The following is a 19,322-nucleotide window of genomic DNA, read 5'->3' on the forward strand; positions in this document are numbered from 1 at the left end:
GGCGTCAGAACCGCAGCTCGGCCGTGGCGCGGATGCTGCCGCAGTCGATGCCGCGCCGGTTCAGGATGGGTGCATCCAGCCGCTTGAGGGTGGCCGGATGTGCCCGGTCCAGCACGCCGAGACCGACCAGAATTGCCGCAATCGCGCATTCGCTGGCCCGGGTGGCACCATCGACGATCTTGAGCGCCACGCCCAGACGCTGCTCGGGCAGGATGGCGACGAACACCGCCTCGGCCCCGGTCTTGATCGCGGCGCGCCCACCCATGGCGCGCATCAACTCGGTGCAGGCGCGGCCTTCGCCCGCGACCAGTTCGGGATGTTTCATCATGGCTTCGGTGAGCTGCGCGGCCGCCTGGCTTTGCCGGTCAGAGCGGTCGCGGGCCGAGGCGAACCAAGCCATCGCACGCGCCAGTCCCGTCAGGCTGGTGGCAAAGTTGGGGGCGGAACAGCCGTCGATCCCGTAGCCCGGGCTGGATTCGCCCGTGACCTCTTCAAAAGCGGCCAAGGCGGCCTGCTGCACCGGGTGATCGATCTCGTGGTACTCGGGTCCGGCCTCCAGATGACGCCCCAGCGTCAGAAAGCCCGCATGCTTGCCGGAGCAATTGTTATGCAGTTGGCAGGGGGTCTCATAGGCGCGGATCAGCCGCTCATGCTCGGGCCGGTCATCGGGATCCTGCGGCCCGCAGCGCAGGTCGTCTTCGCCCAGCCCCAGCTGCCCAAGCCAATCATTCACCCGATGGGTATGGATCGCAGCACCGTTATGCGAGGCGCAGGCCAGCGCCATCTGTTCCGAATTCAGCCCATACTTGGCCGACGCACCCGAAGACAATAGCGGCAGCGCCTGGATCATCTTCGAGGACGAGCGTGGATACATCACCAGCCCCGGATCACCCCAGCTGCGCACCACCTGGCCGCTGCCGTCGCAGATCACCGCATGCCCCAGATGTACGCTTTCCAACAGCGCACCGCGCCAGACCTCGGCCATCGGTATCGGTCGCGTCATCCTGCCCCCATTAGAAATCTGCGCGAATTCTCGCCAATCGCCCTTTCGTCCGTGGCGAAACCTGCGCTATTGTGTCTATGTCGGCAATCGACAGGATGCGCAAGCCAGACGGATCGGCAAAACTCCGCAAATGCATCCTGTGATGGAATTGAGGTAAAGGTCAGCTGGAGGGCTGAACAGATGGGATCGAAACTTGTCCGCGCGATTGCGGGCCTGTGTCTGGCCGGAACGGCCGCCACCACCAGCGTATCCGCGCAGCAGAGCGAAAGCACCAACCGGGTCGCGTCCAAGACCGATTGGAGCGTCTTCGTCGAGGACAATCCGACCGAATGCTGGAGCGTGTCGGCGCCGAAGGAAACCGTGAACACCCGCGGGGGCAGCGTCGTTTCGGTGCGCCGCAGCGACATCCTGTTGATGGTGTTCTTTCGGCCCAAGGCCGGGGTCAAGGGGCAGGTCACCTTTACCGGCGGCTATCCTTTCGCGCCCGGATCGACGGTCAATCTCAACGTGGGCGGCACCGAGTTCGAACTGATCACCGAGGGCGAATGGGCCTGGCCGGCAACCGCCGCCGACGATGCCAAGATCGTGGCGGTAATGAAGCGCGGCACCGACGCGGTGCTGACTGCCCGTTCGGCGCGCGGCACCCAGACCAAGGATACCTTCTCGCTGCTGGGCTTTACAGCAGCTGTCGAAGATGCCGAGAAACGCTGCGGAGGGTAAGTGGCCCGCCGTCGGTCCGTGTATGAGGATGTGATATGCGACGGGTTCAATTCGCGTTTGTGCTTGCGCTGGCACCGCTGACGGCCGCCGCCGATCCTGCGCTCGAATGCAGCGATGCAGGCAGCCAGGTCGAGATTGGCGCCTGCGTTTCCGAAATGAGAGATCGTGTCGAGGGAGCGCTGGCCGTCGCGCTCGACATTGCCCGAGGTTCGGCGGGTGAACTTGATGAAGTCACCGGGCGCAAGGTCGCACTTCCCGCGCTTGAAACTGCGCAATTGGCCTGGGTCACCTATCGCGACGCGCATTGCGATGCGGTCGGTGCCAGCTTTAGCGGCGGATCGGGTACCGGCATCGCGATCACCTCGTGTCATGTCGAACTGGGCCGCGCCCGGACCCGTGACCTGATGGCGATGGTGCGGTAACCCCGGCTCTTCATTTCGCCGAAAATACTCCGGGGGGAGCGGCTCTGCCGCGATGGGGGCAGCGCCCCCTGCCGCATTATCCCAAACGACCAGCGGCAAAGAGGGCGCGAAATCTTTTGATCTTCGCGCGCTTTCCTATATAGAGGCGCATCCATCGCCTCAGACCCCATCAGCCGCCGAGTGCACCCATGTCCGTCAAAGCACCGATCACCCAGGATGTCGTCACCATCCCCCGCAAGCTGCCCGAAGGCCGGATCAACCTGGTCGGGCTGACCCGTGACCGGATGCGCGAGGTGTTGATCGAACACGGCACGCCCGAGAAACAGGCCAAGATGCGGGTGGGCCAGATCTGGCAGTGGATATATCAATGGGGTGTGCGCGATTTCGATGCGATGACCAACCTTGCCAAGGCCTATCGCGCGCAACTGGCCGAGCATTTCACCATCGAAATCCCCGAGGTGATCACCCGTCTGGTTTCCGAGGACGGCACCCGCAAATACCTGGTCCGCATTGCAGGCGGGCATGAGGTCGAGGTGGTCTATATCCCCGAAGAGGATCGCGGCACGCTATGCATCTCGTCGCAGGTGGGTTGCACGCTGACCTGCTCGTTCTGCCATACCGGCACCCAGAAACTGGTGCGCAACCTGACCGCCGCCGAGATCGTGGGCCAGGTGATGATGGCGCGCGACGATCTGGGCGAATGGCCCGTCCCCGGCGCGCCCAAGGACGAAACTCGCCTGCTGTCCAACATCGTTCTGATGGGCATGGGCGAGCCGCTCTATAATTTCGACAACGTGCGCGATGCGATGAAGATTGCGATGGACCCCGAAGGTATCCAGCTGTCGCGCCGCCGCATCACGCTGTCGACCAGCGGCGTGGTGCCAGAAATCGCGCGCACGGCCGAGGAAATCGGCTGTCTGCTGGCGATCTCGTTCCATGCCACCACGGACGAGACCCGCGATGTGCTGGTGCCGATCAACAAGCGTTGGAACATAGAGAAGCTGCTCTCTGCGCTGGCCGCATATCCGAATGCCTCGAACTCCGAGCGGATCACGTTCGAATACGTGATGCTGGACGGGGTGAATGACAGCGACGCGGATGCCCATCGTCTGCTCGACCATATCCGGCGGCACAAGATCCCGGCCAAGATCAACCTGATCCCGTTCAACGAATGGCCCGGAGCACCTTACAAGCGTTCGTCAAACAACCGCATTCGGGCATTTGCCAACATCATCTATCAGGCGGGCTATGCCGCGCCGATCCGCAAGACGCGCGGTGACGATATCATGGCTGCCTGTGGGCAGCTCAAATCGGCTACCGAACGGGCGCGCAAGTCGAAGAAGCAGATCGAGGCCGAGACCGGCCTTTGATTCCCTTGGTGATTTCGGGCTGGTGATAGGCTAGGCTCGGGTGAATAGCTTCAAGAGGTTCGCCATGTCCCGACGCCTGCTTTCGATCGCCGCGCTCCTGGCCGGCAATGCCATTGGACTGCTGCTTGCCGCGCTGCTGCTCGATGGTTTCTCCATCGCGCCGCTGTCGCTGGTTGTCGTGGTCATCGTCTTCAGTCTGATCCAGGCCCTGGCCGAGCCGCTGATCCGCCGCCTGAGCGCGCGCAACCTGCCCGCACTTCAGGGCGGTATCTCGTTGGTGGTCATCTTCGTCGGCCTTCTGGTCACCGAACTGGTGACCTCGGGCCTGGTGGTGGGCGGTATCTCGAACCTGCTGGCCGCGACCCTGCTCGTGTGGCTCGGCGCGCTGGCCGCAGGCATCCTGCTGCCGATCTATGTGTTCAAGAGCCTGCGAGAGCCGAAGGCCTGATCTCAGAGCGTATCGAGCGCATCGCGCAGGGACTGCCACAGTTCCTCGACCGGCTCGCAGCCGACTGACAGGCGCACGAATCCCGGCGCCACCGCGTCGCCCCAGCGCGCGCGCCGCTCGGCCGAACTGTGCACGCCGCCAAACGAGGTCGCCGGACGCAAAAGCGGGCAGCCATTGATGAAGCGTTCCGCCTTGTCCTCGCTGCCCAGATCCAGCGAAAGAAGAAAGCCGAACCGCCGCATTTGGGCCTGCGCCAGGTTATGCGCCGGATCACCCGGCAGACCGGGATAGCGAAGGGCGCTCACCGCCGGGTGTTCAGCCAATCGCGGCGCCAAGGCTTCGGCGTTTCGGCACATACGGTCGAATCTCACCTCCAGCGTCTCCAGCCCGCGATGCAGCAGCCAGGCCTCGTGCGGACCCGGGATCGCGCCCGAGATGCGGCGCCACTCCTCTACCGCCTGCATCAGCCCGGCATCGCGGCTGGTCACATGCCCCAGCAGCAGGTCGGAATGGCCGCCCATCGCCTTGGTATCCGATGCGACTACGATGTCGATGCCCAGATCCAGCGGCCGCTGGCCCAGAGGTGTCATCGTAGTGTTGTCGCAGATGGTGATGCCACCGGCTGCCCGCACCGCACCGGCGACGGCGGCAAGGTCGATCAGGTCCAGCCCCGGATTGGACGGCGTTTCCAGAAACACCACGTCGAAGCCACCAAATCCGCCCTCGGCAAAGCTGGCGGTGGGCCGTTCCTCGACAATCACCCCCAAAGGCCGCAGGTAACGGTCGGCCAGCAACCGGGTGACATAATAGCCATCCGCTGGGATCAAAAGGCGCTGTCCGGCCTTGATCGTGGCAAACAGCGCGGCCGAAATCGCGCCCATGCCCGAGGGAAACACCCGGCAGGGCGCCCCTTCAAGATGCTCGAGCGCATGTTCCAGCGCCACCCAGGTGGGATTGTCCGCACGGCCGTAGCTGTTGCTGCCATCGGGCGCGCCCGGCAGGTGATACATCGAGCTTTGCACCAGCGGCAGCGCCACCGGATCGCCCTTGTCGATCCCGTTGCCGCGCAAATGCAGAAAGGCACCCATCCGAGGTGTCCCGTGATCGCCATGTTCCATTGTCGCCCTCCCGCGTGCCAGTCAATCCGCGATCTAGCACCGCTGCGCGCACCGGCAAAGCAAAGAGATGACCACACCTTCATTTCGCCGGAAATACTCCGGGGGAGTCACCGTAGGTGACGGGGGCAGCGCCCCCCCCCCCCGCTTGCCAGCAAAGGGTTTGCCTCGAATTTTCCTCATTCACGATGAATTTCCGCCCCGATCAACAGTCAGTTTCGAAATCAGCAACAAAGCCATGGAGGACAGAAAATGGCACAGGCAGATATCGGTGGCGCAATGATCGAGGCGGGGGTTCTGGACCTGCTGCACCGCGAACGCGCCAAGGCGCTCAGCGCGCGCGAATGGAGATTCCGGCTGATGGGTTATGGCTATGCCATCAAGGACGTGCAGGGCGCGCAGGTGGTCACCCGGTTGCCGCAGGGCGTCGAGCTGGGCGTGCTGCCCGCAGAATTCGCCTGATCCGACCAGACCGCCCTATCGCCCCGGGATCGCATCGCGGGGCGGCGCGGGCTCCCAGTTGTCGATAATTTCGACCGCCTCCTGAGCGGTGTCGACAAAGCGGAACAGGTCCAGATCCTCGGCCGAGATGGTGCCGGCATCCGCCAGCGCCCGCCAGTTGATCACCCGTTCCCAGAAATCGCGCCCGAACAGCAGGAACGGCACCCGCTCCATGCGCCCGGTCTGGATCAGGGTCAGCGATTCAAACAGCTCGTCCAGCGTGCCGAAGCCGCCCGGGAAGATGGTGATCGCCCGCGCGCGCATCAGGAAATGCATTTTGCGGACGGCAAAGTAGTGAAAGTTGAAGCTGAGCTCGGGCGTCACGAACAGGTTTGGCGCCTGTTCATGCGGCAACACGATATTCAGCCCGATCGAGCAGCCGCCCGCGTCCTTGGCGCCCCGATTGCCGGCTTCCATCACGCCGGGGCCGCCGCCGGTTACAATCACCAGTTCCTTGCAGCCTGACTCCTTCGACTTCTCGGTGATCAGCCGGGCAAACTCGCGCGCCTCGTCGTAATATTCCGACAGCTCAGCCAGGGTCTGGGTGCGCGCGGTGTGCTTTTTCGCCGGTTCCGGGATCCGCGCCCCGCCGAACATCACCACGGTCGAGGTGATGCCGCGCTCGGCCATCATCATCTCGGGCTTGAGCAATTCCAGTTGCAGGCGTACCGGGCGCAGCTCGTCCCGGCACAGGAAATCCTCGTCGGCAAAGGCCAGCTTGTAGGCGGGCGAGCGCGTCTGCGGCGTATCGGGCACATGGCTGGCCGTCGAGCGGTCGGTATGGGCGTCACGAAACGGGCTCTGACGATCGTCTCTCATCTGCGGGCTTCCCTGCTTGCGTCTTTGCCCCACAGCTATAGGGTTCGCGGGGCAAGCGCCAGAGGCGGGTGGTGAAGAGGGTATGAGAATGGATTGGAAAGCGGATATCGCGGCGGCAGTGGATCGGATCGCCGGGCATGTGCAAGTGACACCGGTGATGGAGACGCACGGGTTCGCTCTGTCCTATCCGCTCAGCCTGAAGCTGGAGCAGATGCAGCATACCGGCAGTTTCAAGGCGCGCGGGGCCTTCAATACCCTGCTGTCCAGCGACGTGCCCGCGGCCGGGGTGGTGGCTGCCTCGGGTGGCAATCACGGTGCGGCGGTGGCCTTCGCCGCCCGCGCGCTTGGCCATCAGGCCAAGATCTTCGTGCCCGAGTTGGCAGGCCCCGCCAAGATTGCCCTGATCCGGGATACCGGCGCCGATCTTGCGGTGGTGCCGGGCGAATATGCCAATGCGTTGGCCCTTGCACAGGCGCATGAAGCTGCGACTGGTGCGATGCAGATCCATGCCTATGACGCGCCCGCGACCGTGGCGGGGCAGGGTACCTGTTTCGCCGAATGGGACGCGCAGGGGCTAGAGGCCGATACCGTTGTGATCGCGGTTGGTGGGGGTGGGCTCGTAGCTGGTGCGCTGGCCTGGTGGCAGGGCGCACGCAAGGTGGTCGCGGTCGAGCCCGAAACCTCCTGCGCCTTGAATGCCGCGCTGGCCGCCGGCCTGCCGGTCGATGTCGAGGTTTCGGGTATCGCCGCCAATGCGTTGGGCGCGCGGCGGATCGGCGAAATCTGTTTCGGTCTCGCGCAGGGGGGCGCCCAGTCGGTCCTGGTTCCGGATGCGGCCATCGCGACGGCCCAGCGCGCGCTCTGGTCCGAGCGGCGGGTTCTGGTCGAGCCAGCGGGCGCAACTGCGCTTGCGGCGCTGATGTGTGGCGCCTATCGGCCCGAACCGGGTGAACGTGTGGCCGTCCTGGTTTGCGGTGGCAATATCGCCCCGGATCCCTTTGCCGGGTGATGATTGCGGCTTGCGCTGGTTGTACCCGGGATCTTTATTAAGATTCCTGACGGCAACCATCGCCGACACGTTCTAAGCGCGGCTCAGCCAGCGGATTATATCCGGCGCCCTGCCAGCGGACGAGAAGCTGCGTCAGGACCATATCGCGCGTGCCTTTGATGCCAGTCATGTGCCGGCGCGCGAGGGGCTGCTGAGGCTCGAGGGGCCTGGGCTGGCGCAATTCGTACCGTCCGACATGCTGCTCACCTATGGCATGGCACCCTTTGTGGCCGATGTTGCTGGTTCTGGCGAATCTCGCTCCCCATTCCTAAAGCGTTCCGATCAATGCGTTGCTCCCGATGAAAGGCATGCGGCTGGCACATCGGTCGGCGGGCGTTCGGATTTCAGTGCAGCCGAGCCGGCACTGTGCTTTCTGGCGGGGGCCAATTCGGTGTTCTATGGCGACGTGTTGCTGACCGCGCCCAATGCCGGAACCGACGCCGATCCCGAGATGTTCGCCGCGCTGGGGGCGCTGGAAGACCCACAAGGCCGCAATCGGGCCCGGGCGCGTCGCATTGCGCCTTGGTCCGCGCTTGCGTATAGGCGAAACCAACGTGACGCATTCATCAGGGAGCAAGACCTCATGTCCAACCAAGAGCTGGAAGCCGCCATCGAGGCCGCGTGGGACGCGCGCGACAGCATCACACCCGCCACCACAGGCGCCACTCGCGAGGCGATCGAGGACACGCTGGCCGCGCTGGACAGCGGCGCGCTGCGGGTGGCCGAGAAACAGGCCGATGGCAGCTGGCACGTGAACCAATGGGCCAAGAAGGCGGTGCTGCTGGGCTTCCGCATCAAGGATATGGAAATCCAGTCGGGCGGCCCGCAGGGCGGCGGCTGGTGGGACAAGGTCGACAGCAAGTTTGCAGGCTGGGGCGAGAACCAGTGGAAGGCCGCCGGGTTCCGTGCCGTGCCCAACTGCGTGGTGCGCAAGTCGGCCTATATCGCACCGGGCGTGGTGCTGATGCCGTCCTTCGTCAACCTAGGGGCCTATGTGGACAGCGGCACCATGGTCGACACATGGGCCACGGTGGGCAGCTGTGCCCAGATCGGCAAGAACGTGCACCTGTCGGGCGGCGTCGGCATTGGCGGCGTGCTGGAGCCGATGCAGGCCGGTCCCACCATCATCGAGGACAATTGCTTCATTGGCGCCCGCTCCGAGGTGGTCGAGGGCGTGATCGTGCGCGAAGGCTCTGTGCTGGGCATGGGCGTCTATATCGGCCAGTCCACCAAGATCGTCGACCGCGAGACTGGCGAGGTCATGTATGGCGAGGTGCCGCCATATTCGGTGGTGGTCTCGGGTTCGATGCCGTCGACTGGCGGTGTCAGCCTCTATTGCGCGGTGATCGTCAAGCGGGTGGATGAGCGGACCCGGTCGAAAACCGGCATCAACGAGTTGCTGCGGGATTGACCTGCCGACAAGTCGCATCAGGTTCGGCCGTGGCGCAAAGGTGCCGCGGCCTTTTTGTTTTCCATCAGGCCCGCATGAGCGCGCGAACTTCATAGCTGCGTAATGCCGGGCGCGCGGCGGGACCGTAGCCGTAATCTGGCGCTGACAAATCGGGCATCAGTCGCAGGATTTCGCTGCGCGTGGCGGCATCGAAGGCCCCGATGGACATGTCGCCGGGATGATAGCTTTCGCTTTCCAGCCCGTTGGCCCAGATCACTTCGTGCCGGTCGAACAGAAGATGCACATAGGTCACCGGCAGCCCGTCCGAGCACCGTTTGATATCTCGTCCGTTCACAAGGTCCTTGGCCTTGACCAGAACCTCGCGAGACCCGAACAGCAGCTCGGAGCGCGACATCTCCAGCATCACGCGGTGGTTGGGTGAGACCGCGACCGGGCCATGCCGCCCCAGCGCGTTGCGCTGGATCAGAACCGGCGCGTCGATCCCCTTGGACAGGCGGGTCGTGCGACCGATCCAGCGCAATGGCTGGGGGCCGTTGTCGCGGGTCATCACGAGATCTCCGACCTCAAGCTTCTCGACCGGAACACGGCCATTGAGGACCCGGATAGGGGTGCCCGCGACGAAACAGGGTGTAGTCTTGACCGTGACGAAACCGGTATCTGTGTTCCCGGCTGAATCGGTCACCTCGTAAGAAAAGGAATTGCTGCTTTCCTCGGACCCATCGGAATCGATGGTGAATGTCCCGTCGGGGTTCAGCAGGATCGTCTCTCCCGTCGGCAGGGTCACAGTATCCCCCGCCGATACCGGCTGCCCGTTGATCTTGGTAATGGTCAGCGTGCCGCCCGCGGAAGAGCTGTCGTTGGCCAGAACGTCAACGGTTTCCGCATTGCCACCAGTGATTTCGACACTGTCATCCTCGGCGATCAGGGCGGTCTGGATCGAGTCGCCGGCAATCAGCAGGTTCGAATCATAGGCACCGTCGCCACTGTCCGCGATCGCGATCTTGATCGTGTTGACCTCGCCGGGATTGACCGGCGCCTTGAGCGTCAGGGTCACGGTGAACCCGTCCATCTCGGTATTGGCGATCTCGCCCGAGGCCGGATTGTCGACATAGAGATTTGAGTTCGACTGATCGTTGATACTGTCGATCGTGATGTCGCCGTCACCGACCGTCAGTTCGGCCTTCACGCCGTTCACCCAGATACCGACCGCATCGTTGAAACCGGACCCCACATATTCCAGATATTCCTCAGACGAGAACACCACCTGCATGGTCAGGGTCGATCCTTCGGGGATGAAGCTGGCCTCGAACACAGACGCGTCATAGGTCTGCGCGCCCGCCATCTCGGACAATTGCGCGTCACCTGCAAGGCCGTGATTGGTACTGGTGCCCGCCGACACGTTCGCGTCGCCCGAACTGTTGGTGATCGAGGTGGCGTTGCCGGTGGACAGGATCACCCCGCTGTCGGACGGTGTGATGTCGGGCGCGACGATATCTCCGTTCGAATAAATGCCTGAGGCTGACGTGGCCCCCGTATAGCTGGCTGTTACCACCTCTATCCCCGAGCCAAACATGGCATCGGCCATGTCCGTGGCAGATGCTGAAGTATCGATGGGAAGTTCACTGGCTGTAGGCATGTCGGGCGGGCCTTGCTGATTGTCGTCTCCCCGGCCTATCCCGTTGACCCTTTCCGTGCTCTTACCAACGGCTGGTGCGATGTCTGGTATTCTTGGAAAAATGTCCGCATCTGTCGGGCGTTGACCTGCCGATTGGCGCAGGCTAAGGCGGCAGCATGGAAAAGCCCGCCAAACAATCCCGCCAGCAAGTCTATACCCTTGTCGTCCAGATCGGGCGCAAGTCCGGTGACGGCCTGCCTGACGGGGCAACCGGCGCGGCGTTGATGTGTTATGCCAGCGGCGTGGACGAGGCCGAGGCGGTACGCGAAACGGTGGCGATTCTGAAACAGGCTGACACCGCGCCGCTGGATGTCACCGGATACGGCACGCTCGAAGAGCGCGAGGCGCAGGGTCACGAGATCGATACGGAAGAGCGCGCGCTGATGCAGCGGGCGCTGGACGAAAACGCCGTCATCGTGGCCCAGATGACACCGTTTTTCGACGACGACGAGGCGGCGGGCTGAGGCGGATCAGTTCCGGCGACCGAACCACTTGCGGTAAAGTTGGTCATACGTGCCGTCCTCGCGCAGGGCGAGCAGTGCCTGGTTGACGTCTTCAACCCGGCTTGATCCGGTTGGAAATGCGATCCCGTAGTTCTCGCGCAGAAACACCGAACCGGTGGTGACAGCCTTTCCCTTGCCCTGATGCGAAGCGTAATAGGACAGGATCGGCGCATCGAACACCAACGCGTCGAGTGCGCCTTGTTCAAAGGCAGTCAGCATCTCGTCAAGGTTCGAGAAAGCGGCAAATCCGATGTCACGACGATTGAGGAAGCCGGCGGCGGTGGAGCCTTCGATGGTGCCGACCTCTTGCCCGTAGAGGTCGTTGACCGAATTTACCGAGCCGCTGATCGCCTCGACCGTCATGACCGAGGTGATGCGCGCGGTGAAGACCGAAACCACGAAAAGCGAGGAGATCACCAGCACAACGCCGAACAGCCGGCCAAAGGCGGTGCGCGGCACCCGTTCCTCGAACCCGCCATTGACGACGAGGTTCAGCGCCCACCAGAAAGAGGGAAACCAGGCTTCGTGCAGTTTGCGATCGAAATAGGGCTGCGCGCGCCGCTCGAAATACCACATCAACATGCCGCCGGTCAGCAGGATGAAGAAGGCGGCGCCGATGGCCATGAACAGGTCTCGGGACAGCAGCGCCCTCAGAAGCGATGAACCGGCATTGCTCTCGGACGGCACCAGAATCTGGAGCCCGGATTCAAAGATCGGCTGGCTGAAATCCATCTCGGTCTCGCGCGCGGCGGTGATCGAGATATTGGCGATTGCCATATCCGCCTCTCCGTCGATAACGGCGGTCAGCATGTCCGAGAACCTGTCCTTGCGGTCCAGCGAGTAGGTCCAGCCAAGCTTGTCGGCCAACGCCGAGAGCAGATCGATCGAAAAACCGGTCTCTGTCCCATCCTCGACAAAAGAGAAGGGAGGACGCGTGACCGTGGCGACGTTCAGCGACTGCGCCAACAGCACTTGCGGCCACAATCCCAGGGCCAGGCAGACAGAGATGAGGAGCTTGTGCATCGGCAAAGTGTTTTCCGGTTTTTTGCCCCATACCCCAGCCGGGGCGTTCAAACAAGGCGACCCCAGGGTCAGCTTTGCTCATGGCAAGGGGAAAAGCCGGGCTTGCTTCCCGTCTGGCGTGCTATCAGCAGAATCCGCCCGCGCCCGTCATGCGCACGGGCCGGACCCTGAGCATCATCGGGTTCGGATCAGGCGACGCGTGCCTCGGCCAGGATGCGGGCGTCGAACGCGCGCAGGACATGATGGCTCGGGCGGCCATGATCGGGCAGGCGGCTGCGCTCGATCCCGGCGAGCACGCTGGCGGCCAGATGAAGCGGCTTGCGGTGCAGACGGCCGATGAACAGGCTTTCGGCCAGCGCCCCGGCCGTGACCATCGCCTCGTTGGTGGGCAGCAGCAATTGCGCATAGGTCGCCGTCAGCCCGGCGCGCGCGGGCAGAACCGAATGCCCGCCGGTCAGATGGCGGGCGGGGACCAGCACCGATTCTCGGCCAAACAGGTATTCCACCTCGGTTCCCGAGAGCAAAAGACGCTGCGCGGGCGCGGCCTGGATGTCCTGTCTCAGACCGAAATAGGGCCGGCGGATCGTCAGGGGCCGGGTGCTGCCGAAGGCTGGCATCGTGCGGCTGACCCGATGCAGGACCGGAACCGCCTCGCCGCTGGCGACGATCACCGTGTCGCCGCGCCGGATCCGCGACAGGGGCCGGTAGCCTTCTGGTGTGGCGATCGGCGTTTCCGGGTGCAGCGAGGGCATCGGGCCCACGGGCTCTATTTCGCTCGACAGCGCGAAATAGACCAGTTCGGGGGCGGTGAAACGGTGCGGGCCGTCCCGAAACAGCATCCGCAGATCACCGATGCGCAGCGGGCTGGGGGCCTCGACCTCGATCAGATGCGCATATTCGCGTTCGTCATGTTCCAGGGCCAGCCAGCCGGCACGGGCCGGTGCATCCCAGGCATAGCTGAGCCGCAAGGTGTCGATGCGCCCGGTATCGGCCACGTTCAGAACCTGATGCAGGACCGAGCCGCCCTGATTGACGATCAGTATCAGCCCGCCGCCCGGAATCGCCTGCAACGACAGGTGGAAGGGCCAGGCGCCGCCGCGGTCGAACTGCAACAGGATGCGGGGACGCTGGGCGTTGGGAAGCCGGGTTTCAAACACAAGGGTGCCGCGAACCATGAGGTCGTCTTCATGGGTGCCGACCAGACAAGGCGCATTTGTCGAGGCGCCAAGCCCCTCAGGGCGGAAATGTTCGTTCTCGGGGGCGGAAACGGCGATCCATCCCATGTCAGGCCACCTTTGCCGATGTGAGCAGCAGCTCGGTTTCGTATTTGCGCAGGACCCGACGGGCGGCAGGGCCATAGCCTTCGCCGGTGTCGGTGTCGAGTTCGGGGAAAAGCGTTCGGATCTCGGTCAAGGTCTCGGGCTCGAACAGATGCGTGGTTTGCGGGCCGGGTAGGAAGCTTTCGCTCGCCAGTCCCTTGGAGTAAATCACCTCGTGATTGTCGAACATCACGTGGACATAGGTGACGCGCCCGCCGGGCATGAAACGGATCCGGCGCCCATCCACCAGATCCTTGGCGGCGACCAGAACCTCGCGTTCGCCGAACAGCAGCTCGCTCAGGCTGTCGCTGATGAGGATGCGGTGCTGTGGCGAGACCAGGAGGTCACGTTGGGCGCCATAGGTTCCGGCGCGGATCAGGACGGGGGCGAAATCGCCCTCGGCGTCAACTGTACGCTCGCCGACCCAACGCACTTCTTGCGGGCCATTGTCGCGGGTGAGCACCTGGTCGCCCGGCGTCAGTCGCTCGACCAGGCGCTCGCCATAGGGGGTGTCGATCAGCGTCCCTGCCACGAAACAGGGGATCGCGTTGACGTTGACGATGCCGGTATCGGTCTGTGTGCCGTTGGTCACCGTGTAGGTGAAATTGAAATGCTCGACATCGCCATCGCCTGTCACGGTGATGGTGCCATCGGCGTTGAGCATTACGGTTTGCCCGGTGGCCAGCGTGATCGTGCTGCCCGTGGTGACGGGAATACCGTTCAGGTGGGTGATGGTCAGGGTGGCGCCCGAGTGGTTGATATCGTTGTCCAGGATATCCATCGTGACACTGCCGCCGGGATAGATCGTGCTGTGATCGGCGACCGCGACCAGCCGGGTTTGCACGCTGTTGGCGGCGATCAGCAGATTAGAATCGTAGTTGCTGTCGGACACGTCGGCGACCCCGATACGGATCGTGTTCACCTGTCCGGGGATCACGTTCATCGTCAGGGTCATGGTGACGGTAAGACCGTCCATCTCGGTATTGAACGCGTCGCCCGTGTTGTCCAGGAACAGGTTCTGGTTGTTGACCGAGTTGATGTTGCCGGGATCGGAATCGCCGTTGCCGACCTCTAATTGGGCCTGTTGCCCGTTGACCCAGACGCCGACGAAATCCTGATAGACCGAGTTCTGGAACTCGGGATACTCCTCGGACGAGAACACGAATTGCATCGTCATGACGCCGTGTTCCGGGATGAAGCTGACATCCAGATACGAGGCGTCATAGGTATTGGTGCCGGCTGCGGCGTTGAAATCGGGGTTGTTGTTTTCGCCCGATGTGTTGGTCGACGTATTGGTGGACCGGTTCGGGTCGCTGCCGTTGCGGGTAAAATGGCTGGCCCGCCCGGTGGACAGGATCACACCGGTATCGCCCGGGGTGGCCCCCGGCGCCAGCGCGTCACCGTTGGAATAGATTGCCGAAGACTGGCTCCAACCGGAATACGAGGCACCGACAACAGTAACGCCGTCGCCAAAGATTGTCTGCGCCATCTGCATTGCAGAGGCACCCTGATTATAGTTCAGCTCGGCGCCTGTTGCCATCTCCTGCCCCACGGTCTCACGATCCTGGGCAGGGAGGACGGGGCGGGCATTCGCCACGCACCACGTGAAACCGATCGCACCTGTCGTGCGCGTGCCGGTTTGGTTCAGCCGTCTTTGCGATTGTTACTGCTCGCTTTGCGGCCTTGCTGCTCGTAACCCTGCCTCGGGTCTTTTCTTTTCTACCTATAGGCTAGCATGGGTGTTCTGTCGCTGTTAAGTGAAAACGGGCAAATCCGAGGTGGCAACGCGACGTTTTCGTCACATTTCCCGTTCCGGACGATGCCCAAACCGCCAAGGAGACCTGAATGACACTCGACGCCGCGCGCCTGACCGCCGACCTGATCCGCTGCGCCTCGGTCACGCCCACCGATGACGGCGCGCTTGACGTGCTCGAGCGGGTGCTGTCGCAGGCGGGTTTTACCTGTACGCGGGTCGATCGCGGCGGCATCTGCAACCTGTTCGCTCGCTGGGGCGACAAGGGGCATGCGCGCAGCTTTGGGTTCAACGGCCATACGGATGTGGTGCCGGTGGGCGACACAGCGGCCTGGACCGTGGCGCCATTCGGGGCCGAGGAAAAGGACGGCTTCCTGTACGGGCGCGGCGCCACCGACATGAAATCGGGCGTTGCGGCCTTTGTCGCGGCGGCGGTTGACCTGGTCACCAGCACCCCGCCCGAGGGCGCGGTGATCATCACCATCACCGGGGATGAGGAGGGCGACGCGCTGGACGGTACCACCGCGCTCCTCGACTACATGGCTGCGTCGGGCGAGCGGATGTCGGTCTGCCTGGTGGGAGAGCCGACCTGCCCCGACCGCATGGGCGAGATGATGAAGATCGGGCGGCGCGGGTCGATGACCGCGTGGTTCACGGTGATGGGCGTGCAGGGGCATTCGGCCTATCCGCACCGGGCCAAGAACCCGTTGCCGGCGATTGCACGGCTGATGGACCGGTTGGCAAGCCACGAACTGGATCAGGGGACTGACCATTTTGACGCGTCTACGCTCGCAGTTGTGACCATCGACACCGGCAATACCGCGACCAACGTGATCCCGGCGCAATGCCGCGCGGCGGTCAACATCCGGTTCAACGACCTGCATTCGGGTGCCAGCCTGACCGAGTGGATGCAGGGCGAGGCGGACCGGGTGGCCGAGGAATTCGGCGTCACGGTCGAGATGAAGGTGAAGATTTCGGGCGAAAGCTTCCTCACCCCGCCCGGTGCGCTGTCCGATCTGGTGGCGGCCGCGGTCGAGGTGGAAACCGGCGTGGTGCCGGTGCTGTCGACCTCGGGCGGGACTTCGGATGCGCGGTTCGTCAAGGATCATTGTCCGGTGGTCGAGTTCGGGCTGGTGGGCCGCACCATGCATCAGGTGGATGAGCGGGTCGAGATTGCCCAGATCCATCAGCTCAAGGCGATCTATGGACGGATCCTGAGGGACTATTTCGCCTGAGCCGAAGCGATGCAGCGCACACTGGTCATCATGGTCAAGGAACCGTGCCCGGGCCGGGTGAAAACCCGGCTGGGGCGCGATATCGGCATGGTGGGCGCGGCCTGGTGGTTTCGCCATCAGACCCGGACACTGCTCCGGCGGTTGCGTGATCCGCGCTGGCGCATCGTGTTGGCGGTGTCGCCCGATGCCGAAGGTCTGGCCAGCCGGGTCTGGCCCACCGATCTGGCGCGCCGCCCGCAGGGGCGCGGCGATCTTGGCCAGCGCATGGCGCGGCAGTTGCGGCATGCGCCCAAGGGGCCGGTCTGTCTGATTGGCGCGGATATTCCCGGCGTCACCCGCGCACATGTTGCCCGCGCCTTTGCGGCGCTGGGTCGGGCCGATTACGTGTTTGGTCCGGCACCCGATGGCGGTTACTGGCTGGTGGGGGCTTCGCGGCGGTGCGCGTTACCGCCAAACCTGTTCGGCCATGTGCGCTGGTCCAGTGAGCACGCGCTGGACGACACGCTTACCGGGTTGCGCGGGCATCGGGTTGCCTTGGTCGACATGCTTCAAGATGTCGATACCGCCGCCGATCTGGGCGATGCCCCTATGCCGTCGCTTTTGCGGTGACGCCAACCGCGCCGCGTGCTACGGCGGGGGTATGACTCGCATCCCTACCAAGCAGGAAATCCTCGACTGGATTTCCGCGCATCCCACGCTCACCTCGAAACGCGATATCGCCAAGGCCTTTGGCATCAAGGGCTCGGACCGGATCGACCTGAAACGCGTCCTCAAGGAGCTGGAGGCCGAGGGTCATCTGGAGAAGCGCAAGCGCAGCTATGCCGACCCGGATCGGCTGCCGCCGGTCAGCGTGTTGCAGGTCAAGGAACCCGACGAGAACGGCGATCTCTTCGCGCGTCCATTGGAATGGCATGGCGAAGGGGTGGAACCTATCGTGTTGGTGCTGCCGCGCGCCAGCGACCCGGCGCTGGGGGCGGGGGATCGTATCCTTGCCCGCCTGACCGTGGTGCATGAAGAGGATCACAATTACGAGGCGCGGCTGATCCGCCGGATCGGCACCAACCCGCACAAGATCCTCGGCATCTTTCGCAAGGGAACCGAGGGCGGGCGTATCGTGCCCATCGACAAGGCGGGCCAGAACGAATGGCTGGTGGCCGAAGGCGCGGTGCATGGCGCCAAGGACGGCGAGCTGGTCGAGGCTGAACAGGCCGGGCCCAAGGGCCGCATGGGCCTGCCGCGCGCCCGCATCATCGAGCGGCTGGGCGATCCGAGCGCGCCCAAAGCGGTCTCGCTCATCGCCATTCATCAGCACGGCATCCCCGACGATTTCCCCGACAAGGTGATCGAAGAGGCGGACCGGACAAAACCTTTGGGCCTGTCGGGGCGGAAGGATCTGCGCGATATGCCGCTGATCACTATCGACCCTTCGGATGCGCGCGACCATGACGATGCCTGCTTCGCCCATGCCGATGATGATCCCAAGAACCCCGGCGGCCATGTGATCTGGGTCGCAATTGCCGATGTGGCGGCCTATGTCCGCGCGGGCAGCGCACTGGACCGCGAGGCGCGCAAGCGTGGAAACTCGACCTATTTCCCCGACCGGGTGGTGCCGATGCTGCCCGACCGGCTGTCGGGCGATCTGTGCTCGCTTCACGAAGGCGTGCCGCGCGCCTGTATCGCGGTGCGGATGCAGATCGACGCGCAAGGCAACAAGATCGGGCACCGGTTTGTGCGCGGGATGATGCGCTCGGTCGCCTCGCTGAACTATCAGGAGGTGCAGGACGCCATCGATGGCAGCCCCAACGACAAGACCGGGCCGCTGCTGGATGAGGTGCTGAAGCCGCTTTATGCCGCTTACAAAGCACTCGACGCGGAACGCAACCGGCGCCAGCCTCTCGACCTTGATCTGCCGGAACGCAAGATCGTGCTGAACGACAAGGGCCATGTGGACAGCGTGGCTTTCCGTGACCGGTTGGATGCGCACAAGCTGATCGAAGAGTTCATGATTCTCGCCAATGTGGCCGCCGCCGAGACGCTGATCGCCAAGCGCGTGCCGCTGTTGTTCCGGGTCCACGAGGAACCCGCGCCCGAAAAGCTGGAGGCGCTTCGCGAGACGGCACAGGCCTCCGGGCTGACGCTGGCCAAGGGGCAAGTGCTGCAAACCCGCCACCTGAACGCGCTCTTGCATCAGGCGGCGGGAACGGACGAGGCGGAACTGATCAATATGTCGACCCTGCGGTCGATGGCGCAGGCCTATTACAACCCCGAGAATTTCGGGCATTTCGGTCTGGCGCTCAGGAATTACGCGCATTTCACCTCGCCCATCCGGCGCTATTCCGACCTGATCGTGCATCGCGGTCTGATCAAGGCGCATGGTTGGGGTGATGACGGTTTGACGTCGGACGAGATCGAGCAGTTGGACCGGATCGCCACCCATATCTCGGACACCGAGCGCCGTTCGATGATGGCCGAGCGCGACACAACCGACCGCTATCTGGCGGCCTATCTGTCGGAACGGGTGGGCAATGAGTTCACCGGTCGGATCAGCGGCATCGCGCGGTTCGGCGCCTTTGTGAAGCTGGACGAGACCGGCGCCGACGGGCTGGTGCCGGTGCGTTCGCTGGGGCGCGAGTTTTTCCATTTCGACCGCGAGGCGGGGACGCTGATGGGATCGGAAACCGGGCTGCTCATCTCGATCGGGCAGCGCGTAACGGTGCGGCTGGCGCAGGCCTCGCCGGTGACCGGCGGGCTCGAGTTCGAGATGCTGAGCCTGGAAGACAGCGAGATGCCGCGCGGCGGCGCCCCGTCCAAGGGCAAGCGCGTGGTGCGTCGCAAGGCGGCCAAGGCCAAGCATAAGGCCGACAAGATCAAGCGCAAGCTGGACCGCAAGCGCCGGTGACGCCGGACAAGCCAGAGCCCCATTTTGCCGAAACGGAAACCCGTCGTTAACCGGCGGA

General features: G+C 63.9%; 18 protein-coding genes and 2 pseudogenes. 13 read left to right on the plus strand and 7 right to left on the minus strand.

Annotated elements, in window-relative coordinates:
• Positions 1-4: 4 nt before the first annotated feature.
• Positions 5-1,003 carry an asparaginase gene (locus AC2FL1_RS02720; RefSeq protein WP_496875903.1) on the minus strand — a complete coding sequence of 333 codons (999 nt, stop codon included), beginning with the start codon at positions 1,001-1,003 and terminating at the stop codon, positions 5-7.
• 180 nt (positions 1,004-1,183) lie between these two features.
• On the opposite strand from AC2FL1_RS02720, the gene AC2FL1_RS02725 reads away from it, so the two are divergent.
• From AC2FL1_RS02725 to AC2FL1_RS02740, 4 genes are all read left to right on the plus strand, one after another.
• Positions 1,184-1,723 carry an invasion associated locus B family protein gene (locus AC2FL1_RS02725; RefSeq protein WP_234144352.1) on the plus strand — a complete coding sequence of 180 codons (540 nt, stop codon included), beginning with the start codon at positions 1,184-1,186 and terminating at the stop codon, positions 1,721-1,723.
• Between the two features lie 35 nt (positions 1,724-1,758).
• Positions 1,759-2,145, plus strand: coding sequence for a lysozyme inhibitor LprI family protein (locus AC2FL1_RS02730; RefSeq protein WP_496875904.1), 387 nt, complete (start codon positions 1,759-1,761; stop codon positions 2,143-2,145).
• A gap of 188 nt (positions 2,146-2,333) precedes the next feature.
• Complete coding sequence (gene rlmN, locus AC2FL1_RS02735; RefSeq protein ID WP_496826516.1) at positions 2,334-3,515, plus strand: dual-specificity RNA methyltransferase RlmN; 1,182 nt, start codon at positions 2,334-2,336, stop codon at positions 3,513-3,515.
• A gap of 64 nt (positions 3,516-3,579) precedes the next feature.
• Positions 3,580-3,963 carry a hypothetical protein gene (locus AC2FL1_RS02740; RefSeq protein ID WP_496826514.1) on the plus strand — a complete coding sequence of 128 codons (384 nt, stop codon included), beginning with the start codon at positions 3,580-3,582 and terminating at the stop codon, positions 3,961-3,963.
• Between the two features lie 2 nt (positions 3,964-3,965).
• Here AC2FL1_RS02740 and AC2FL1_RS02745 read toward each other — a convergent pair whose 3' ends face one another.
• Positions 3,966-5,081 carry a cystathionine gamma-lyase gene (locus AC2FL1_RS02745; RefSeq protein WP_496875905.1) on the minus strand — a complete coding sequence of 372 codons (1,116 nt, stop codon included), beginning with the start codon at positions 5,079-5,081 and terminating at the stop codon, positions 3,966-3,968.
• A gap of 249 nt (positions 5,082-5,330) precedes the next feature.
• On the opposite strand from AC2FL1_RS02745, the gene AC2FL1_RS02750 reads away from it, so the two are divergent.
• Complete coding sequence (locus AC2FL1_RS02750; protein WP_496826510.1) at positions 5,331-5,540, plus strand: hypothetical protein; 210 nt, start codon at positions 5,331-5,333, stop codon at positions 5,538-5,540.
• A 15-nt stretch (positions 5,541-5,555) separates the two neighbouring features.
• Here AC2FL1_RS02750 and AC2FL1_RS02755 read toward each other — a convergent pair whose 3' ends face one another.
• Complete coding sequence (locus tag AC2FL1_RS02755) at positions 5,556-6,398, minus strand: LOG family protein (RefSeq protein WP_234138607.1); 843 nt, start codon at positions 6,396-6,398, stop codon at positions 5,556-5,558.
• A gap of 88 nt (positions 6,399-6,486) precedes the next feature.
• Here AC2FL1_RS02755 and AC2FL1_RS02760 point away from each other — a divergent pair, with 88 nt between their 5' ends.
• The 4 genes and pseudogenes from AC2FL1_RS02760 (at position 6,487) to dapD (ending at position 8,857) form a co-directional block, all read left to right on the plus strand.
• On the plus strand, positions 6,487-7,407 hold the full coding sequence (locus AC2FL1_RS02760; protein ID WP_496875906.1) for a threonine/serine dehydratase: 921 nt from the start codon (positions 6,487-6,489) through the stop codon (positions 7,405-7,407).
• A 94-nt stretch (positions 7,408-7,501) separates the two neighbouring features.
• A pseudogene (locus AC2FL1_RS02765) lies at positions 7,502-7,636 on the plus strand (GntR family transcriptional regulator); the annotation flags it as partial.
• 6 nt (positions 7,637-7,642) lie between these two features.
• Positions 7,643-7,855: pseudogene (locus AC2FL1_RS02770) on the plus strand (hypothetical protein); the annotation flags it as partial.
• Positions 7,856-8,029: 174 nt separating this feature from the next.
• Positions 8,030-8,857, plus strand: a complete 828-nt coding sequence (gene dapD / locus AC2FL1_RS02775) for a 2,3,4,5-tetrahydropyridine-2,6-dicarboxylate N-succinyltransferase (RefSeq protein WP_496875925.1) — start codon at positions 8,030-8,032, stop codon at positions 8,855-8,857.
• A 64-nt stretch (positions 8,858-8,921) separates the two neighbouring features.
• Here dapD and AC2FL1_RS02780 read toward each other — a convergent pair whose 3' ends face one another.
• On the minus strand, positions 8,922-10,493 hold the full coding sequence (locus tag AC2FL1_RS02780) for a choice-of-anchor L domain-containing protein (RefSeq protein ID WP_496875907.1): 1,572 nt from the start codon (positions 10,491-10,493) through the stop codon (positions 8,922-8,924).
• A 155-nt stretch (positions 10,494-10,648) separates the two neighbouring features.
• Here AC2FL1_RS02780 and AC2FL1_RS02785 point away from each other — a divergent pair, with 155 nt between their 5' ends.
• The gene (locus tag AC2FL1_RS02785; RefSeq protein ID WP_234138622.1) at positions 10,649-10,996 is read left to right on the plus strand and encodes a DUF8846 family protein; all 348 of its coding nucleotides are present in this window, start codon (positions 10,649-10,651) and stop codon (positions 10,994-10,996) included.
• Between the two features lie 6 nt (positions 10,997-11,002).
• Here AC2FL1_RS02785 and AC2FL1_RS02790 read toward each other — a convergent pair whose 3' ends face one another.
• The 3 genes from AC2FL1_RS02790 to AC2FL1_RS02800 form a co-directional block, all read right to left on the minus strand.
• On the minus strand, positions 11,003-12,058 hold the full coding sequence (locus AC2FL1_RS02790; protein WP_496875908.1) for a transporter substrate-binding domain-containing protein: 1,056 nt from the start codon (positions 12,056-12,058) through the stop codon (positions 11,003-11,005).
• Positions 12,059-12,246: 188 nt separating this feature from the next.
• Positions 12,247-13,341 (minus strand): Hint domain-containing protein, encoded by a 1,095-nt coding sequence (locus AC2FL1_RS02795; protein ID WP_496859605.1) that lies wholly within the window; start codon positions 13,339-13,341, stop codon positions 12,247-12,249.
• 1 nt (position 13,342) lies between these two features.
• Complete coding sequence (locus tag AC2FL1_RS02800) at positions 13,343-14,917, minus strand: Hint domain-containing protein (RefSeq protein WP_496875909.1); 1,575 nt, start codon at positions 14,915-14,917, stop codon at positions 13,343-13,345.
• Positions 14,918-15,222: 305 nt separating this feature from the next.
• On the opposite strand from AC2FL1_RS02800, the gene dapE reads away from it, so the two are divergent.
• From dapE to rnr, 3 genes are read left to right on the plus strand one after another with little or no spacing between them, the layout of a single operon-like run.
• The gene (gene dapE / locus AC2FL1_RS02805; RefSeq protein ID WP_496875910.1) at positions 15,223-16,365 is read left to right on the plus strand and encodes a succinyl-diaminopimelate desuccinylase; all 1,143 of its coding nucleotides are present in this window, start codon (positions 15,223-15,225) and stop codon (positions 16,363-16,365) included.
• 9 nt (positions 16,366-16,374) lie between these two features.
• Positions 16,375-16,974, plus strand: coding sequence for a TIGR04282 family arsenosugar biosynthesis glycosyltransferase (locus AC2FL1_RS02810; protein ID WP_496875911.1), 600 nt, complete (start codon positions 16,375-16,377; stop codon positions 16,972-16,974).
• 31 nt (positions 16,975-17,005) lie between these two features.
• A complete protein-coding gene (gene rnr, locus AC2FL1_RS02815; RefSeq protein ID WP_496875912.1) occupies positions 17,006-19,264 on the plus strand; it encodes a ribonuclease R in 2,259 nt (752 codons plus the stop codon).
• Positions 19,265-19,322 lie beyond the last annotated feature (58 nt).

It is taken from the genome of Ruegeria sp. YKSF070 (genome assembly GCF_059612725.1).

Excerpts from the sequence above, each read along its gene's own strand:
- AC2FL1_RS02720 (WP_496875903.1), bottom strand. The coding sequence starts at position 1,003 with ATGACGCGACCGATACCGATGGCCGAGGTCTGGCGCGGTGCGCTGTTG.
- AC2FL1_RS02725 (WP_234144352.1), top strand. The coding sequence starts at position 1,184 with ATGGGATCGAAACTTGTCCGCGCGATTGCGGGCCTGTGTCTGGCCGGA.
- AC2FL1_RS02730 (WP_496875904.1), top strand. The coding sequence starts at position 1,759 with ATGCGACGGGTTCAATTCGCGTTTGTGCTTGCGCTGGCACCGCTGACG.
- rlmN (WP_496826516.1), top strand. The coding sequence starts at position 2,334 with ATGTCCGTCAAAGCACCGATCACCCAGGATGTCGTCACCATCCCCCGC.
- AC2FL1_RS02740 (WP_496826514.1), top strand. The coding sequence starts at position 3,580 with ATGTCCCGACGCCTGCTTTCGATCGCCGCGCTCCTGGCCGGCAATGCC.
- AC2FL1_RS02745 (WP_496875905.1), bottom strand. The coding sequence starts at position 5,081 with ATGGAACATGGCGATCACGGGACACCTCGGATGGGTGCCTTTCTGCAT.
- AC2FL1_RS02750 (WP_496826510.1), top strand. The coding sequence starts at position 5,331 with ATGGCACAGGCAGATATCGGTGGCGCAATGATCGAGGCGGGGGTTCTG.
- AC2FL1_RS02755 (WP_234138607.1), bottom strand. The coding sequence starts at position 6,398 with ATGAGAGACGATCGTCAGAGCCCGTTTCGTGACGCCCATACCGACCGC.
- AC2FL1_RS02760 (WP_496875906.1), top strand. The coding sequence starts at position 6,487 with ATGGATTGGAAAGCGGATATCGCGGCGGCAGTGGATCGGATCGCCGGG.
- dapD (WP_496875925.1), top strand. The coding sequence starts at position 8,030 with ATGTCCAACCAAGAGCTGGAAGCCGCCATCGAGGCCGCGTGGGACGCG.
- AC2FL1_RS02780 (WP_496875907.1), bottom strand. The coding sequence starts at position 10,493 with ATGCCTACAGCCAGTGAACTTCCCATCGATACTTCAGCATCTGCCACG.
- AC2FL1_RS02785 (WP_234138622.1), top strand. The coding sequence starts at position 10,649 with ATGGAAAAGCCCGCCAAACAATCCCGCCAGCAAGTCTATACCCTTGTC.
- AC2FL1_RS02790 (WP_496875908.1), bottom strand. The coding sequence starts at position 12,058 with ATGCACAAGCTCCTCATCTCTGTCTGCCTGGCCCTGGGATTGTGGCCG.
- AC2FL1_RS02795 (WP_496859605.1), bottom strand. The coding sequence starts at position 13,341 with ATGGGATGGATCGCCGTTTCCGCCCCCGAGAACGAACATTTCCGCCCT.
- AC2FL1_RS02800 (WP_496875909.1), bottom strand. The coding sequence starts at position 14,917 with ATGGCAACAGGCGCCGAGCTGAACTATAATCAGGGTGCCTCTGCAATG.
- dapE (WP_496875910.1), top strand. The coding sequence starts at position 15,223 with ATGACACTCGACGCCGCGCGCCTGACCGCCGACCTGATCCGCTGCGCC.
- AC2FL1_RS02810 (WP_496875911.1), top strand. The coding sequence starts at position 16,375 with ATGCAGCGCACACTGGTCATCATGGTCAAGGAACCGTGCCCGGGCCGG.
- rnr (WP_496875912.1), top strand. The coding sequence starts at position 17,006 with ATGACTCGCATCCCTACCAAGCAGGAAATCCTCGACTGGATTTCCGCG.